The 15,964-nt window shown below is 54.3% G+C and carries 14 protein-coding genes; 2 read left to right on the top strand and 12 right to left on the bottom strand.

Features of this window, described 5'->3' with window-relative positions:
- Nucleotides 1-97: 97 nt before the first annotated feature.
- Nucleotides 98-2,194, bottom strand: a complete 2,097-nt coding sequence (ppk1, locus tag BN2684_RS19520) for a polyphosphate kinase 1 (RefSeq protein ID WP_058303784.1) — start codon at nt 2,192-2,194, stop codon at nt 98-100.
- A gap of 189 nt (nt 2,195-2,383) precedes the next feature.
- Here ppk1 and BN2684_RS25290 point away from each other — a divergent pair, with 189 nt between their 5' ends.
- Nucleotides 2,384-3,430: an HD domain-containing protein gene (locus BN2684_RS25290; protein ID WP_082652085.1), complete on the top strand. Its 1,047-nt coding sequence runs from the start codon at nt 2,384-2,386 to the stop codon at nt 3,428-3,430.
- 151 nt (nt 3,431-3,581) lie between these two features.
- Here BN2684_RS25290 and lpdA read toward each other — a convergent pair whose 3' ends face one another.
- From lpdA to pdhA, 4 genes are all read right to left on the bottom strand, one after another.
- On the bottom strand, nt 3,582-4,991 hold the full coding sequence (lpdA, locus tag BN2684_RS19510) for a dihydrolipoyl dehydrogenase (RefSeq protein ID WP_058303783.1): 1,410 nt from the start codon (nt 4,989-4,991) through the stop codon (nt 3,582-3,584).
- A gap of 6 nt (nt 4,992-4,997) precedes the next feature.
- Nucleotides 4,998-6,356: a dihydrolipoamide acetyltransferase family protein gene (locus BN2684_RS19505; protein WP_058303782.1), complete on the bottom strand. Its 1,359-nt coding sequence runs from the start codon at nt 6,354-6,356 to the stop codon at nt 4,998-5,000.
- Nucleotides 6,357-6,374: 18 nt separating this feature from the next.
- The gene (locus BN2684_RS19500; RefSeq protein WP_058303781.1) at nt 6,375-7,355 is read right to left on the bottom strand and encodes an alpha-ketoacid dehydrogenase subunit beta; all 981 of its coding nucleotides are present in this window, start codon (nt 7,353-7,355) and stop codon (nt 6,375-6,377) included.
- Between the two features lie 126 nt (nt 7,356-7,481).
- Nucleotides 7,482-8,546 carry a pyruvate dehydrogenase (acetyl-transferring) E1 component subunit alpha gene (gene pdhA, locus BN2684_RS19495; RefSeq protein ID WP_058303780.1) on the bottom strand — a complete coding sequence of 355 codons (1,065 nt, stop codon included), beginning with the start codon at nt 8,544-8,546 and terminating at the stop codon, nt 7,482-7,484.
- Between the two features lie 261 nt (nt 8,547-8,807).
- Here pdhA and BN2684_RS19490 point away from each other — a divergent pair, with 261 nt between their 5' ends.
- Nucleotides 8,808-9,536: an alpha/beta hydrolase gene (locus tag BN2684_RS19490; protein WP_058303779.1), complete on the top strand. Its 729-nt coding sequence runs from the start codon at nt 8,808-8,810 to the stop codon at nt 9,534-9,536.
- A 150-nt stretch (nt 9,537-9,686) separates the two neighbouring features.
- On the opposite strand, the gene BN2684_RS19485 is transcribed toward BN2684_RS19490, so the two are convergent.
- The 7 genes from BN2684_RS19485 to spoIIM all read right to left on the bottom strand — a co-directional run bounded on the left by BN2684_RS19485 (nt 9,687) and on the right by spoIIM (nt 15,939).
- Complete coding sequence (locus BN2684_RS19485) at nt 9,687-10,625, bottom strand: lipoate--protein ligase family protein (RefSeq protein ID WP_234340279.1); 939 nt, start codon at nt 10,623-10,625, stop codon at nt 9,687-9,689.
- The gene (locus BN2684_RS19480; protein ID WP_058303778.1) at nt 10,622-11,965 is read right to left on the bottom strand and encodes a pyrimidine-nucleoside phosphorylase; all 1,344 of its coding nucleotides are present in this window, start codon (nt 11,963-11,965) and stop codon (nt 10,622-10,624) included. The genes BN2684_RS19485 and BN2684_RS19480 overlap by 4 nt, the downstream gene beginning before the upstream one ends.
- A gap of 61 nt (nt 11,966-12,026) precedes the next feature.
- The gene (gene deoB / locus BN2684_RS19475) at nt 12,027-13,208 is read right to left on the bottom strand and encodes a phosphopentomutase (RefSeq protein ID WP_058303777.1); all 1,182 of its coding nucleotides are present in this window, start codon (nt 13,206-13,208) and stop codon (nt 12,027-12,029) included.
- A gap of 154 nt (nt 13,209-13,362) precedes the next feature.
- Nucleotides 13,363-14,280, bottom strand: a complete 918-nt coding sequence (gene xerD / locus BN2684_RS19470; RefSeq protein WP_058303776.1) for a site-specific tyrosine recombinase XerD — start codon at nt 14,278-14,280, stop codon at nt 13,363-13,365.
- Between the two features lie 119 nt (nt 14,281-14,399).
- Nucleotides 14,400-14,630 carry a hypothetical protein gene (locus tag BN2684_RS19465; protein ID WP_058303775.1) on the bottom strand — a complete coding sequence of 77 codons (231 nt, stop codon included), beginning with the start codon at nt 14,628-14,630 and terminating at the stop codon, nt 14,400-14,402.
- Nucleotides 14,631-14,733: 103 nt separating this feature from the next.
- Entirely contained in the window at nt 14,734-15,219 is a 486-nt protein-coding gene (gene fur / locus BN2684_RS19460; RefSeq protein WP_058303774.1) for a ferric iron uptake transcriptional regulator, read from the bottom strand.
- Nucleotides 15,220-15,279: 60 nt separating this feature from the next.
- The gene (gene spoIIM / locus BN2684_RS19455; protein WP_058303773.1) at nt 15,280-15,939 is read right to left on the bottom strand and encodes a stage II sporulation protein M; all 660 of its coding nucleotides are present in this window, start codon (nt 15,937-15,939) and stop codon (nt 15,280-15,282) included.
- Nucleotides 15,940-15,964 lie beyond the last annotated feature (25 nt).

Raw genomic sequence — 15,964 nt, 5'->3', positions numbered from 1 at the left:
TTTTTGGCTCAACGTTCCAATGCGATTCTAAACGGATTTCCCCAGTTTCATCCCGATTTCACCCAATTTACGATTATTGCCGAGATTACATCCCGCTTTAACTCCGTTTCAGCGGCTTCTTCCACGACTTGATCTTCACGGCCTCAAACTGGCTGCGGAACGCGACTCCTTCGTCTGCCATGCGGATATAGGTTCCGTTTTGCTGAAGATGGCGAGCCTTCACCGTATCCTTCAGATGCAGCTTCAAGATGCGGAAGAGAGTGTCGCGCGTACAGCGATTGCGCACCGGACACATGACTTCCACCCGTCTGGTCAAGTTTCGCGTCATCCAGTCTGCACTGGACAACCACGCTTCCGGATCGCCGTCATTCTCGAAATAGAAGAGCCGGGAATGCTCCAAATAACGGTCGATGATGCTGCGGACCGTGATATTCTCGCTCAAGCCCTGCACACCCGGACGCAAGCAGCAGACGCCTCTCACGATCAGATCAATCTGTACTCCTGCCTGAGACGCTTCATACAGAAGATCGATGATGTCTTGATTGGACAAGGAATTCACCTTGGCGATGATGCGTGCCGGCTTCCCCTGCTGCGCGTTCAGAGTCTCCCGCTGGATGAGCCGGGCAAACTCCTGAGCCATCCAGGTCGGCGCCGGGATCAGCTGGTTCATCCGGGGGGCGGAAGAATAACCGGTTATCTCATTGAACAGAGAAGATGCATCCTCACCGATTTCCGAATCGGCGGTGAACAATCCGACATCCGTGTACAGCTTCGCCGTATTTTCATTGTAGTTGCCCGTCCCCACATGCATGTACCGGCGCAGTCCATCCTCTTCCTGGCGGATGATCTGGGTGACCTTCGCATGCGTCTTCAAGCCGACGAGCCCGTAGACGACGTGACAGCCCGCTTTTTCAAGCCGTTTCGCCCATGCGATATTACGCTCTTCATCAAATCGCGCCTTTAGCTCCAGCACGACGGTCACCTGCTTGCCATACTCGGCTGCACGTTCCAAAGCACGAACGAGCAGCGAGTTGCCGCTAACCCGGTACAGTGTAATCTTGATGGCAAGAACTTGGGGGTCCTCTGCCGCTTCGATCACGAAATCATTCACCGCTTGGAACGACTCATAAGGATGATAGATAAGAACGTCTTTCTTGCGAATCACATCAAAGAGCGAATCCTCTTCCAGAAATTCCTGCGGATAACTCGGTATAATTTCCGGGTATTTCAGACTGGTGTTCTCTTTGATGAGATCCGGCATTCGGGTCAAGCAGCCGAGATCCAGCGGCCCACCGTCGATCTCAAAGACAGTGGCGGAAGAGATTTCAAACTCCTCAATCAGCTGTTCGAGGGCATAAGGATGAATTCCCTTCTCGACCTCAAGCCGGACCGGCGTTCCCCAGCGCCGTTTGCGCAGTTCCTTCTCAATCTCTTCCAGAAGATCCTCCGCCGCTTCTTCATCCAAAGCCAAGTCGGAATTGCGGGTCAAGCGGAAGGCATGGACGGAGATGGGCGCGTAGCCGTTGAACAGAGTCTCGATATGCTCGCGGATCAGCTCTTCCAAGAAGATAAAATGAGCTTTTGCCTTCCCGCGTGAGGGAACTTGAACGAGCCGGGAAAAGTTGGCCGGAACCCGCACGACCGCGAAATGAAGCGGAGCGTCCTCTACTCCCGCATCCTCATTGCGAACGAGCACGACTGCTAAATAAATCCCCAAGCTGTTGATGAGCGGAAAAGGTCGCGACTGATCGATCGCCATCGGCGTCAATACCGGAAACACGATCTGATGGTAATACTGATTGGCTGCTTTTTGCTGAGTTTGCGACAGCTCTTCAAAGGTATGAATGCGAATGCCGTGCCGGGCCAGCTGCCTGGTCAAATCCTTGTAGGCCTTGTACTGCTCCGTAACGAACCCGGAGGTTCGTTTGAAGATTCTACGCAAGAGACTCGCGGGAGCGTAGCCGGTAAAGTCCTTTTTGCTATACCCACTTTTTTGCAGATCAAGCAGTCCCGCCACCCGGACGCTCATGAACTCGTCGAGATTGGATGCGGTGATGCCGAGGAATTTTGCCTTCTCCAGGAGAGGGGTGTCTTTATCCTGAGCTTCCTCCAGCACGCGGCGGTTAAATTCGATCCAGCTTAACTCCCGATTGATGTAGCGGGTTATTTCCTGCATGGTTTCTTCGGTTTTCATTATGTACCACCCGTTTTCGACGTCCTACGTCGACAAGATTCGGTATTCACTTCTAGTATGCCATGGAATTGTTAAGCCGATATTAATGAGTTTGAAACGGAAGGAATATCTTTCTTTCAGAAAATATGGGAAAATGGAAAAAAGCGCTCCAAAGTCTTGATTTCCGATGGATGGAAAGGATGAATGGGAATGGCAACGTTAACCCGAGCGATCGTACTTGCCGCCAAGCATCACGATGGACAAAAGGACAAAGGAAACCAGCCTTATCTGTTTCACCCGCTGCGTCTGATGTTGAACGCGTTGACAGAGGATGAGCAAATCATCGCCGTTCTTCACGACACCATCGAAGACACCGATCTCACCCTTGAGCAACTCCGGGAGGAAGGCTTCGACGAGCGGATCGTAAGTGCGATCGACGCTCTCTCCCGGCGAAAGAAAGAATCCTACGAGGATTTTATTCTCCGCATCAAGCAAAATTCCTTGGCGCGTCGCGTAAAAATTCTTGATCTCCAGGACAACATGGCTCCCCTGCGCAATCGCAAGAAATCATCAAAGGACAAAGATCGGCTGAAAAAATACAGCCGAGCCCTCGATACCCTGCTAGGAGGATTTCCGGAGCCCGAGCCGGAAGAGGCCGATCCGCAGGCTGCGGAAGCGATTTTGAAGCCCGAGTCGGTATCCTATGCCAGCTTAACAGCTGAGCTGGAGGACGCAGAGAAGCCAAGCGCCAGCTTAACTGGATCTGTGGAAGAAACTGCGGAAGCTGACCTTGCACCGGCTGCAAAGACAGCTGCGGACGATGTCATTGGGACGGCGGAACCCTCAGATACAGCTGAAGAGGCTGCCGTCGAAAAGCTTCCTCCTGCAAAACCGAGGAAGAGAGGCCCTAAAGGAACCGCTGCGAAAGCAGCCGGATTGCCAGCCGATGAAACAGTGGCTGACGCTCAGGATGGAGCAGCCGGGAAGCCTGTTGTTGACGCTAAGGATGATTCAACCGAGAAGGCGGCTGTAGTAGAGGCTAAGGGTGAATCTGCTAAGTTAGCCGTAACCGAAGCCACCGTAGCAGCGGAAGCAAACCGTCCTCCGACAAAAACAAGGAGACGAACCGCGAAAGGATCTGCTGCGAATGCGGATCGTGCGGAATTCGAAGCTCCGACAAACACACCCGCTGAAACGCTTGTTGAGACTCCGGCCACAAAAAGAAAGCCAAGAACAAGGAGATCCACGAAGGCATAAACGGCATACATCCCTTGTGTTCTATTACACGTCTCTACGCAATAAGGACCTTCAAAGCCGCTGAACAAGTGGCGATGAAGGTCCTTATTTCATCTATTTATGGAGGAAACCATCCGGAGGCTTCGCCTATCGAAAGGCGAAGCTGACCGGCTTAGATGTGAATGGGATGGCCGAGGGCGACCTCCGCCGCTTCCATCGTGATCTCGCCCAGGGTCGGGTGAGCGTGGATGGTGAGAGCGATGTCTTCGGCAGTTGCGCCCATCTCAATCGCGAGACCGAGCTCGGCGATCAGATTGGAGGCTTCGATGCCGACGATTTGGCAGCCGAGCACAAGGCCGGTATCCTTCGCCGTAACGAGCTTCATGAAGCCTTCTCCTGCGTTAAGCGACAGTGCACGGCCGTTGCCCACGAACGGGAATTTGGATACCTTGACGTCGATTCCCTTTTCCTTGGCTTCCGTCTCGCTGAGACCGACACTGGAGATCTCGGGATCGGAGAAGACGACGAGCGGGATGGCCCGGTATTCGACTTCACTCGGCAATCCGCCGATGGCTTCCGCCGCTACTTTGCCTTCGTAGGAGGCTTTGTGGGCGAGGGCCGGTCCAGCGACGATGTCGCCGATGGCGTAGATGTGCGGCTTGTTGGTGCGGCCCTGCTTGTCAACCTTGATCAAGCCGCGATCGCCCATCTCGATGCCGATCATGCCAAGACCGAAGTCTTCGTTGTCGGTGTTCGGGCGGCGTCCGACGGTCACCAGCACATAATCGGCAGTTACCTTCTTCTCTTCGCCCTTCACGGTGAAGGTGACGGTGACGTCCTTGTCGGTGACTTCAGACGATTGCGCCATCGCTTCCGTGTAGATTTCAGCGCCAGATGCCTTCAGCTTCTTGACGACCAGTTGGGACAGGTCTTTCTCGAAGCCGGGTAAGATCGTTCCCGAGCCTTCCAGAATCGTCAGCTTCGTGCCGAATTTGGCCAGCGCTTGGCTGAGCTCGATGCCGATGTAGCCGCCGCCGATGACCACGAGGCTCTTCGGAATTTCTTTAAGAGCAAGCGCACCGGTCGACGATACGATCCGCGGGCCGAAGGGGAATGCCTTCAGCTCGATCGGCCGGGAGCCGACGGCGATGATGCAGTCCTTGAAGCGGTAGCGCGCTTGACCTTCGTCATTGAACACGCGGATTTCCTGCTCGTTGATGAACATCGCTTCGCCGTTATAGACTTGGATTTTGTTCTTCTTGAGCAGGGCTCCTACGCCGCCGGTAAGCTTCTTGACGACGGAGCCTTTCCATTCCTGAACCTTGTCCCAATCCACTTTCGTTTCTCCCGCGCTGATCCCGATATCGGTTGCATGCTGGATCGTTTCAAGCTGATGGCCTGCCGAGATCAGAGCCTTGGAAGGGATACACCCTACATTCAAGCAAACCCCGCCGATGTATTCTTTTTCCACGACAAGCACGCTCTTGCCGAGCTGTGCGGCGCGGATGGCGGCCACATAGCCGCCAGGTCCCGCACCGATTACCACTACGTCAATATCTACAGAAGCGTCACCTACTACCATGATCGCTTACACCTCCATAAGGAACAGATCAGGATCGGCCAACAGGTTCTTCACCAGATTGAGGAAGTTCTGGGCCGTCGCACCGTCAATCAGGCGGTGGTCAAAGCTGAGAGACAACGCCATGACCGGAGCGGCCACGACTTCTCCATTGCGCACAACCGGCTTCTCGGTGATGCGTCCGGTACCCAAGATCGCCACTTCGGGGAAGTTGATGATCGGGGTGAAGAACATGCCGCCGGCAGAGCCGATGTTGGTGATGGAGATGGTGCTTCCCTTCATTTCGTTCGGAGCGAGCTTGCCATCACGACCGCGGGAAGCCAAGTCCTTAATCGATTCGGCAATCTTGAACAGATTCTTGCGGTCCGCGTCATGGATGACCGGAACGATCAAGCCGTTGTCGGTATCCGTGGCGATTCCGATGTTGTAGTACTTCTTAAGCACGATCTCGCCTGCAGCTTCATCCAGCGTCGAGTTCAAGATCGGGAATTCGCGGCATGCCGCGACCAATGCCTTGACGATGAACGGCAGGTAGGTTACCTTAACGCCCTTCTTCTCGGCGAGCGGCTTCATGCGGTTGCGGAACTCAACCAGCTTGGTGACGTCCACTTCGTCCATCAAGGTGACGTGCGGAGCGGTGTAAGCGGACTTCACCATGGCGTTCGCGATCACCTTGCGAATGCCCTTGAACGGTACGCGCTCTTCTTCGCCAGGACCTGCAGGTACCGATGCCGGGGCAGCCTTGGCGGCTTGTGGAGCCGCTTCTGCAGCAGGAGCAGCCGATGCTGCAGCTTGGGGAGCGACAGCCGGAGCGGTCTTGCCTTCGGCGAAGGCCAGAACGTCCTCACGGGTGACGTGCTCGTTCTTGCCGGTAGCCGGAACGGCACCGATGTTCACGCCTTTCTCACGAGCCAGCTTGCGCACGCTCGGAGTGGCGAGCACTTCGGACGGGTCTTTGGCTGGTGCTGCGGCCGCTGCTTGAGCAACTGGCTGTGCATCGATTGCCGGATCTTTTACATTTTCGACGACGGCTTGCCCGATGTTGCCCTTGATCTGCTCTTCGCTCTCGGGGGCATGGGTCGTGCCGCTATCTTGGGATTCATCAACCGGCTGATCGGGTAGATCGCCTTCCGCGTCAATGACGGCGACAACTTCGCCAACGTGGCAAACCTGTCCGTCCTTCACGCGGACTTCCAATACCTTCCCGTTAACCGGACAAGGAACCTCGACGACGGCTTTGTCGTTTTGGACGTCCATGATGATGTCTTCATCGGTCACCGTATCACCGACGTTAATATGAATCTTGACGATTTCGCCTTCATGCAGGCCTTCGCCCAGTTCAGGAAACTTATATTCAAATCTGGCCACAAGCTTATCCTCCTTGTATTAAAAGTCCAGAACTTTATTCAAGCCTTCCACAATGCGAGCCGGATTCGGCAGCCAGGAATCTTCGATTTGGGCAAACGGATAGATGGTATCCGGAGCGCCTACGCGAAGAACCGGTGCTTCCAGGTGAAGAATGGCTTTTTCATTGATTTGCGCGATGATCTCCGGAGCCGCACCAGCCATGCGTTGAGCTTCTTGAACGACGATGGCGCGATTCGTCTTCTTGATCGATTCGACGATGGTATCGATGTCAAGCGGACTGAGCGTGCGCAGGTCGATGACCTCTACTTCCACTCCGCGCGATTTCTTGATCTCTTCCGCCGCTTGCAAGGATTTGTGAACCATTTGGCCGTAGGTCAAGATCGTCGCGTGCTTGCCTTCGCGAACAACATTGGCTTTGCCGATCGGCACGGTGTACTCGCCTTCCGGAACTTCCGCACGGAACGCATGGTACAGATTCAGATGCTCCATGAAGAAGACCGGGTCGTTGTCGCGGATGGCCGAGATCATCAAGCCCTTGGCATCGTAAGGATTGGAAGGAATGACAACCTTGATACCGGGGGTTTGGATGGCCAAGCCTTCCAGCGAGTCGGTATGCAGCTCAGCTGCTTTGACGCCTCCGCCGAACGGAGTACGGAATACGATCGGGGCGTTATAGCGGCCGCCGGAGCGGTAGCGCAGACGAGCGGATTGAACAAGCATTTGGTCCAGCGCTTCATAGATAAAGCCGACGAATTGAATCTCGGCGATGGGACGGAAGCCTTGAACAGCGAGGCCGACCGCAAGGCCGCCGATCGCCGATTCCGCTAGCGGCGTATCGAAGACTCGCTCTTCGCCGAATTCCTTTTGCAGCCCTTCCGTCGCACGGAAGACGCCGCCTACATGTCCAACGTCTTCTCCAAACAGGAGCACGTTCTCATCGCGTTTCAACTCGACGCGGATGGCGTCGCGGATCGCTTCTTTCAGGTTCATTTGGGCCATGACAACCGATATCCTCCTTAAGTTACACAGGGTTCTAATCTTGCTTGTGTGATGCCGCTATTTTCTATTATTCAGCCAAACCCGGCGCATTGGTCATGCCGACCGGGAAGCTGGATCAGGCAAGGATCAGGCAAATTCCGCTTTTTGCTCGGCCAGCTGAGGAGTCGGGGTTTCGAACATGCTGTCGATCAGACCCGGAATCGTCATCTTCTCCGTTGCTTCGGCCTTCTTGATGTGCTCGGCAACTGTGGCCTTGGCCTCATCCTTCACTCGGGCCGTGTCTTCTTCCGTCCACAGGCCCTTCGATTCCAAGAATGCTCCGAAGCGGATGATGGGATCCTTGTGACCCCATTCGCTTTCTTCTTCCTTCGTCCGATACTTCGTCGTGTCGTCGGACAAGGAGTGTGGCTTAAAGCGATAAGTAAGAATTTCGATCAGCGTCGGGCCTTCGCCGTTGCGACCGCGGTCCGCTGCTTCCTTGACGGCTTTGTATACGGCGACGACATCCATACCGTCTACTTGTACGCCGCGAATACCGGCAGCGACGGATTTGTGTGCGACCGAATGAGCGGCCGTCTGCTTCGAGAACGGAGTGGTGATGGCGTAGCCGTTGTTCTGCACCACGAAGATGGCGGGGAGCTTGAATACGCCGGCGAAGTTCAACGCTTCATAGAAATCGCCTTCGGAGGAACCGCCGTCCCCGGTGTAGGTGATGGCGACGTTTTTCTTGCCGCGCTTCTTGAAGCCCATTGCGATTCCCATTGCGTGAAGCACTTGAGCGCCGATGATGATCTGCGGCATGAGTACGTTGACGCCTTCGGGAATTTGTCCCCCGTGTTGATGACCACGGGAATACAGGAACGCTTGGTATAGCGGAAGTCCGTGCCAGACCAGTTGAGGCATGTCACGGTAGCCGGGGCAGACGAAATCTTCTTTTTCGAGTGCAAATTCGCTGCCGACCATCGAAGCTTCTTGGCCGGATACCGGCGCGTAGAAGCCGAGTCGACCTTGGCGGCCCAAATTGATGGCCCGCTCATCCCATGTCCGGGTAAACACCATGCGGCGCATGATTTCTTTCAGTTGTTCATCGCTAAGCTCAGGCATTTCTGCTTCGTTTATGAGTTTTCCTTCTGGAGAGATGATGGTAAGAGCCTTCACTTCTCCTGCTGTTACTTCATAGTCCTTACTCATGAATTCCCGCACCTCGCTTGGAAATTTATCGTTTTGCTGTTATACCGATATTATAATACTGTCTCAGCAAAAAAGCCACTAAAAAAGTTAACTTTATCACATTATTTTAATCATCTGTTACGAAACAGCGTTATAATATTAGTGATACAGTTGAAACACCTCGCCTAGTTATTACCCGTTCGAAAAAATGGTGAATCGAACATGAACTTGTTATAATTGAAGAATTGTTGAACAACAACTTGTACAAAGGGGGATCGGTTTTTGGACAGCGCGTCATACAACAAAAGAACCATACTCAAACGGCAGATCGCCTCAAGTCACCTCCAAAAGGAACGGAGTTTGTGGGTATACCTGCCGCCCGGCTACACGGAGCTAGCTACCTATCCGGTCATCTACTGCCAGGACGGTCTGGAATTCCTTAACTTTGGCCGGATTGCCACCCATACCAATTATCTTGTCCTAGAAGAAGGAATTGTTTCACCGGTTATCGTTGGAATTGAAGTCGATCTGCCGGTACGCACGGAAGAATACTCTCCGGACGGAAGCCGATTTACCGCTTATAGCCGGTTTGTCGTGGAAGAAGTTCTTCCTTCCATTGAGCGGGAATTCCCCGTACAAAACGAAGCGGAAGGTCGCATTCTCGCAGGCGACTCGCTTGGAGCCACCGTTTCTCTGCATCTTGCATTGGATTACCCAGAGCTCTTTCACAAGATACTGTCCCTATCCGGCGCCTTTTTGCAGCCCACCCTCCAAAGGCTGGAGCAGGAAACCGATTTGTCCCGCTTGGAGCTGTACCAACTGATCGGTCTTCAGGAGGAGGAGGTCAAAACAGACCGGGGAACCTTTGACTTCCTGGACTGTAACCGCAAAGCCAAGAAGCTTTTGGAGGAGCGCGGAGCGGATACGGCCTATGTCGAAGCGGACGGCAAGCACCTTTGGGGCTTTTGGCAAAACCGGCTTGCGGAAGGAATCCGCCACTTTCTTGGCTAATCCCAAGAAAAAAAGAAAGGACCTCACTCTCCACTTTACGGTGGGGGGGTGAGGTCCTTCGTGCATGATCGGGACAGTTCCAGACTTTGATTTAATTCCTTAGCAAATCCTCTGTACCAATCCAGATTCGATTATTAATTGTGATTATTTTCACCTATCGTATCTGCTGCGCAGCTTCATTATCATCGCTTCTGCATCCTCCGGTGAAACACCCGAACCGTCAAGCCGTATCACTTGGCCCTGTTTCTGAAGCCAACCCAGCATCCCGGACAGAAAACCTTCAGCGCCATCCGGAACCCCGAGCTCGATGAGGCTAGCCATCGTCTCCGGATGGACCACGGGGTAATCCGGTTCCCGGCTGTCAACGGACTGGGAGCTTTCGATCGGGCTGCCGCTCGATGGTTGAGGAACAGGCTCCACCACTCTGGCAGTTGACGCTCCCACCGCTCGTTCGTAGAACCAGCGGACAAGCTCCGCTCTGGCTTTCCCACTGCCATCGGCGACGATAAAGCCCTGGACGACGAACGCTTTGGTTTGTCTGCGCTGTGCGATCCCGCAAAACTTCCGTCCGTCGATGCTTAGGTCATAATCGCCGGGACAATAAGCGCCGCCAATCTCTCCCGCTTCCACCGTTCTCCCGGACGCGGCGAGCGCTCCTTTGACGAGCTCCACCATATAGCGGAAGTCTTGGCGGAAGGCAAGCGACCTCGTCGGATTCGGCAGGATCAGCGAGACATTGACGACCCCGGGATCAAGCGGTACTGCCGCTCCTCCCGAATTGCGCACAAGAACCTGATAGCCTTGTTCCTTCAACCCGTTCATGGCTTCCTCGGCATGCGGCAGCCTTCTGTCCCGAAGCCCCATCACGAATGCCCGGGGATGCCGCCACAGGTGAACGATCGGCTGTCCTCCTTCTCCAACGCGCTTGCAAAGCAGCTCATCGAGCGCGAAAGGGAGGGCGATATCCGAGTCGTCCAATTCGGCGGATCGGTCGAGAAGCTCCAGCGGATCTGGCCAAACCAACGGTTTGGCCAGCATTTCGTCTTGGCAGCAGCTCTTGTCGCTCATTCGGCTCGGTGAATCGCTCATGTGCGGACACCGTCCAGCCGTTCCACGCCATTCTTCGAGACAACCGCATAGACCAAAGGCGGCTTCTCAACCGGCTGCGAAGACAGCGTAAAAGCTCGAATCACCCGGTCAACAACCTCCGCCACCACAGGCTCAGGCGAGTTGACATGAAGCTCCGCAAGCGGTTCACCTTTTTTCACAGCGTCTCCGATCCCCTTGTGAAGAACGATGCCGACCGCCAGATCGATATTGGCCTCCTTCGTCGGCCTCCCCGCTCCCAGCATCATCGCAGCCAATCCGATCTCTTCCGCTTCGATGGCCTGCACGTATCCATCTTCGCCGGAAGGGATCACTTCCACACGGGAAGCCGCCGGCAAAAGCGACGGATCGTCGATGACCGAGGCATCTCCTCCCTGAGCAGTAGCCAGCTCCTTCAGCTTCGCAAGCGCAGAGCCGTCGGTAATCCGTTCGGCTAAGGTCTTCCGCGCTTCGGCCAAATCACTCGCTTTCCTGCCGAGCACGAGCATATGGGAACCGAGCGTCAGGGCTACTTCCTGCAGCCGAGGCGAACCAAGGCCATGCAGGGCTTCAATCGCTTCCTTCACCTCAAGCGCATTGCCTACGGAGCTGCCGAGCGGCTGTTCCATACCGGTGATGAGCGCTACGGTCTCCCTGCCGACTTCCGTGCCGATGGCGACCATCGCTTGCGCCAGCTTGATCGAATCGTCGAGCGTCTTCATGAAGGCGCCGCCGCCCGTCTTCACATCGAGGAGGATGGCATCCGCTCCCGCAGCGATCTTCTTGCTCATGATGGAGCTTGCGATGAGCGGAATGGAATTCACTGTCGCGGTAACATCGCGCAGGCCATACAGCTTCTTGTCGGCCGGAGTGAAGTTGCCGGATTGTCCAATGATCGAAGCTCCGACCGCTTTCACTTGATCGATGAATTCGTCCCGCGTCAGCTCGGTGCGGAATCCCGGTATGGCTTCCAGCTTATCGATGGTTCCGCCCGTATGCCCAAGGCCGCGGCCTGACATTTTGGCGACCGGAACCCCGGCAGCGGCAAGGAGCGGAACGAGCAGCAGGCTCGTCGTATCGCCAACTCCCCCCGTGGAATGCTTGTCGACCTTCACTCCAGGGATTCCGCTCAGATCCATCTGTTCGCCCGAGCGGACCATCGCCATCGTGAGCTGGGCCGTCTCTGCCGCCGTCATGCCTTGAAAATAAACCGCCATCGCCCAAGCGGCCATTTGATAATCGGGGATTTCCCCCTTTGTGTATCCATCAATGAGAAAAGCGATCTCTTCCTCGGACAGTTCATGCCCGTCGCGTTTCTTCTGGATCAGATCGACTGTGCGCATAGGTTTCGAATGCCTCCATCAAAGTTGACTGTTGCTTAGAGCTTGGACTTGATCGTGAAGATCAGCCTTTCTTCAATTCGGACAAGAAGCTCGTCCCGTATTCCGGCAGGCTGACGCCAAAGTTATCGGCTACCGTGGCTCCGATATCGCTGAACGTGGCGCGAATGCCAAGTTCTCCACCTTCCGCGAAAGCAGGGCTCCAAACCAGGAGCGGGGTATATTCGCGGGTATGATCCGTTCCGGCATGGATCGGGTCGTTGCCGTGGTCGGCGGTGAGAATGAGCAGATCCTCCTTCGTCAGCTTAGCCATGATGTCCGGTAAGGAACGGTCGAAATCCATGAGCGCTTGTCCATAGCCCTGCGGATCGCGGCGATGACCGTACAGGGAGTCAAAATCGACAAGGTTGGTGAATGCAAGTCCACGGAAATCACGTCCCATCGTCTCGATCGTCACCTCGACGCCATGCTCGTTGCTCTTGGTGGGAGTCGCCTCCGTAACCCCTTCGCCGACGAAAATATCATTGATTTTGCCGATGGCGATTACATCGAGCCCGGCTTCCTGCAGCTTGTTCATGACGGTAGGGGCCGGCGGCTTGACCGCATAGTCATGCCGGTTAGGTGTCCGCTTGAAATTCCCCGGCTCCCCTTTGTAAGGACGGGCGATGACCCGTCCGACCGAATATTCTTCGCTCATGGTCAGCTCTCGGGCAATCTTGCAGGCACGATACAGCTCGTCGAGCGGAATGATATCTTCATGGGCAGCAATTTGGAAAACGCTGTCCGCCGATGTGTAGACGATCCACGCGCCTGTTTTCATTTGTTCTTCGCCAAGCTCGTCGAGAATTTCCGTACCGGATGCCGGCTTGTTGCCGATGACCTTGCGTCCGGTTCTCTTCACAAACTCCTCCAGCAAAGCATCCGGGAAGCCGTCCGGGTACGTATTGAACGGGACATCCACCTTCAACCCCATGATCTCCCAGTGTCCCGTCATCGTGTCCTTCCCTACCGATACCTCCGCCAGCTTGCCGAAATACCCTTCCGGTTTAGCGGCCGCCAGGACATTCTTCAGCTTTGCGATATTTCCCAAGCCGAGCTTCTGGAGATTCGGCAGCGAGAAGCCTTCGACTCTCTCCGCGATATGTCCAAGCGTGTGTGCTCCCTCATCATGAAAGTCCGGTGCATCCGGCAGTTCGCCGATTCCCACGCTATCCAATACAATCAAGCAAATTCTGCGAAAACTCATGCAAAAGCTCCTCCTTGAAGGTAAAAAGCTCCGTCGCAGGAGCTTTTTCCAGTAATCGACTACATGACAAAACGTTCCATCGTCTTCCGTAAACCGGAAGACATGCCGTTCTTAGTTTGTACCCCTTGTACAAATTTACCCGATTCCACACCCACTAAATCGATTGTGACGAAATCTCTTCCTTGGCGCGGGGATGTGCCCGATCATAGACTTCCTTCAGATTGCTTTTCATCGTCTGGATGTAGATCTGGGTCGTGGAGATATCCGCATGCCCCAGCATCTCCTGAACGGAGCGAATATCGGCGCCATTGTCCAGAAGGTGAGTCGCAAACGAATGACGAAGGGTGTGCGGAGTGATCTCCTGCTCGATCCGGGCTTCTCTAGCGTATTTCTTCATGATCTTCCAAAAGCCTTGCCGAGTGAGCCGCGTACCGAGATGATTGACAAACAAGGCCGGCTCGTCGCCCTGCTGCTTCAACATAAGGGTCCGCATCTCCGAGAGATAGAGCCGCAGCCATTTGGCCGCCGTTTTCCCAATCGGGATGACCCGTTCCTTGTTCTTCCCGCTGCACTCGATGAAACCGAGCTCGGGATTCACCTTCGAGATATCCAGAGAGATCAGCTCGGTCACACGCATGCCGGTCGCATACAGCATTTCGAGCATTGCCTTGTCCCGAACGCCTGCCGGTGTGCCCGTCTCAGGAGCTTCCAGAAGCTTGATCACCTGATCGACGCTGAGCACATGAGGGAGCCTCTTGTCCAGCTTGGGAGCATCCAATTGAAGCGCCGGATTGCCACCCGAGATGACGTTCTCATTCGAAAGGTACTGATAGAAGGAACGAATGGATACGAGAGACCGCGACACGGTCGAAGCCGCTCTTCCGCGATTTTTCAGTTCATGCAGATACTTTTGGATATGGACTCGTCTAGAATCGCGGATGTCGATGATGCCATCCTCTTGCAAATAAGCAAGATATTGGCTGATGTCCCGCTCGTACGAATCCAAGGTATTAGGCGCCAAGCCTTTTTCGGCGGATAGATGATGAATGAAGGTTTGAAGCCATGCTTCCATAACATCGATGCCCCTTGTCCTATGGTTCCCGGAATAAAACCCCCGCCCATTTCATTCCACACAACCGAAGGAAATTCCTGCTTGATCCTCCCGGAATTTGCTCTTCATGTTTCTTTTCCTCATTCCCCAAGCCGGTAAAACAGCTTCAACCGCTCCAAACGCGACAGTCCGTACGCGGGTTTGTCGTCCGCATGGAACGCGGCAGTAACCGTTGTTCCATCGCCATTTGTCGGGGGAACCTTCGTCCACTCTCTCAAGTTCGCCGTTAAGTCGTGCAAGAGATAGGAACCCAGAATGAGAAGAAGAAGGAAGGTTGTCCGCCGAATCAACTTCCTTAGGGAAAGTACCATCACGATCCTCCTCGCAGCTTCATATTGACTTCTTGTTAAAGCCTATGAAGGAGAAGCGGAACCTATTCAAATAAAGAACACCCTCCTGCTGCGCGGGTGCGCATCAGAGGGTGCTGCTGGTGTATGGAACGGGAGGAACCTTCTGCTTGTTCTTCTCCGCACAGGCTCTGCATATCCCCTGGAAATCCAGGCGGTGATCGAGGACTTTGAAGCCGAATTCCTCTTCCAGTTTATTCTCCAGCGGTGACAGCCAGTCCTCCATAATCTCATTCACCGATCCACATTGCACGCAGATCATATGGTGGTGATGGTGCCGGGCTCGGTCATTGCGGAGATCGTAACGGGCAACTCCGTCACCAAAGTTCATTTTCTCCAGCACATGAAGCTCGCTCAGCAATTCGAGTGTTCGATAGACGGTTGCCAGCCCAATCTCGGGCGCTTTGTCCTTAACGAGCATAAAAACGTCTTCTGCACTCAAATGGTCCTCTTCGTTCTCCAAGAGTACCCGGACGGTGGCTTCTCGCTGAGGTGTCAGTTTGTAGCCCTGAGACTGCAATTGATGTTTAATTTTCTCAATACGGGCTTCCATAATCTTCCTCCCCGGACGCAAGTTGCTACTATTTATTATAGGAGGAGTCTTATCGCAAAGTCAAACAGTTTCCTTCACGAAGCCGAACAGGGTGACGAGGGACGGCGTTAATTGCTTCATCAATTCCGGTGACAAATAAGCCTCATACAAGGAAACGGCTGCGGTCAAAATCACGAGAAGGAGCGCTAGCGCGCAATAGCGAAATAGAGGTTGATAGAGGGTTCCTCTCTGTTTCAGAAAGCGATTTTTGACCAAATAGACGCTGAAAGACAAGGCGGATACACTGCCGATCAGCATCACCGGAATGAGAATCAGGTTTTGAGGAACAACGGAGGCAAGCGAGAACAATAATCCCTTCCAAGCATATTGTCCCGCCAGGAACCCGACCGTAAACCCGATGAGTGCGCCTTTAAAGAAATCGAGTACCAGGATGAGCGGAAGACCGATCACTGACAAGCCGAACAACCAAATGAGTAGGACCCATTTGACATTCATCCCGAATATCGACCAGAAGGAACGGACGGCATCGAGTTCCTCTCCTTGATTCATCGTCTCGAAGAAGTGACCCAAATGACGGCGAATTTCCTGCGTCATATCGAGCGTTAAGGCGCTGACCAGCACAACCCCGAAGATGACACCCGTAACGAAGATCGCGGATACGAAAATATAAAAGGAAAGATACGATTTCACGTGCGTAGCAAGCTTGCGATTCGCCTGCATGTCGAGCAGCCTCCTTGCCTCCATC

It is taken from the genome of Gorillibacterium timonense (assembly GCF_001457415.1).
Lineage (GTDB): Bacteria > Bacillota > Bacilli > Paenibacillales > NBRC-103111 > Gorillibacterium > Gorillibacterium timonense.
This window is presented reverse-complemented; position numbering and strand designations above follow the sequence as displayed.

Coding starts and splice junctions, on each gene's coding strand:
- BN2684_RS19500 (WP_058303781.1), bottom strand. CDS start 7,355: ATGGCCCAAATGAACCTGAAAGAAGCGATCCGCGACGCCATCCGCGTC.
- BN2684_RS25290 (WP_082652085.1), top strand. CDS start 2,384: ATGGCAACGTTAACCCGAGCGATCGTACTTGCCGCCAAGCATCACGAT.
- BN2684_RS19480 (WP_058303778.1), bottom strand. CDS start 11,965: ATGCGCACAGTCGATCTGATCCAGAAGAAACGCGACGGGCATGAACTG.
- pdhA (WP_058303780.1), bottom strand. CDS start 8,546: ATGAGTAAGGACTATGAAGTAACAGCAGGAGAAGTGAAGGCTCTTACC.
- lpdA (WP_058303783.1), bottom strand. CDS start 4,991: ATGGTAGTAGGTGACGCTTCTGTAGATATTGACGTAGTGGTAATCGGT.
- BN2684_RS19485 (WP_234340279.1), bottom strand. CDS start 10,625: ATGAGCGATTCACCGAGCCGAATGAGCGACAAGAGCTGCTGCCAAGAC.
- deoB (WP_058303777.1), bottom strand. CDS start 13,208: ATGAGTTTTCGCAGAATTTGCTTGATTGTATTGGATAGCGTGGGAATC.
- fur (WP_058303774.1), bottom strand. CDS start 15,219: ATGGAAGCCCGTATTGAGAAAATTAAACATCAATTGCAGTCTCAGGGC.
- ppk1 (WP_058303784.1), bottom strand. CDS start 2,194: ATGAAAACCGAAGAAACCATGCAGGAAATAACCCGCTACATCAATCGG.
- spoIIM (WP_058303773.1), bottom strand. CDS start 15,939: ATGCAGGCGAATCGCAAGCTTGCTACGCACGTGAAATCGTATCTTTCC.
- xerD (WP_058303776.1), bottom strand. CDS start 14,280: ATGGAAGCATGGCTTCAAACCTTCATTCATCATCTATCCGCCGAAAAA.
- BN2684_RS19465 (WP_058303775.1), bottom strand. CDS start 14,630: ATGGTACTTTCCCTAAGGAAGTTGATTCGGCGGACAACCTTCCTTCTT.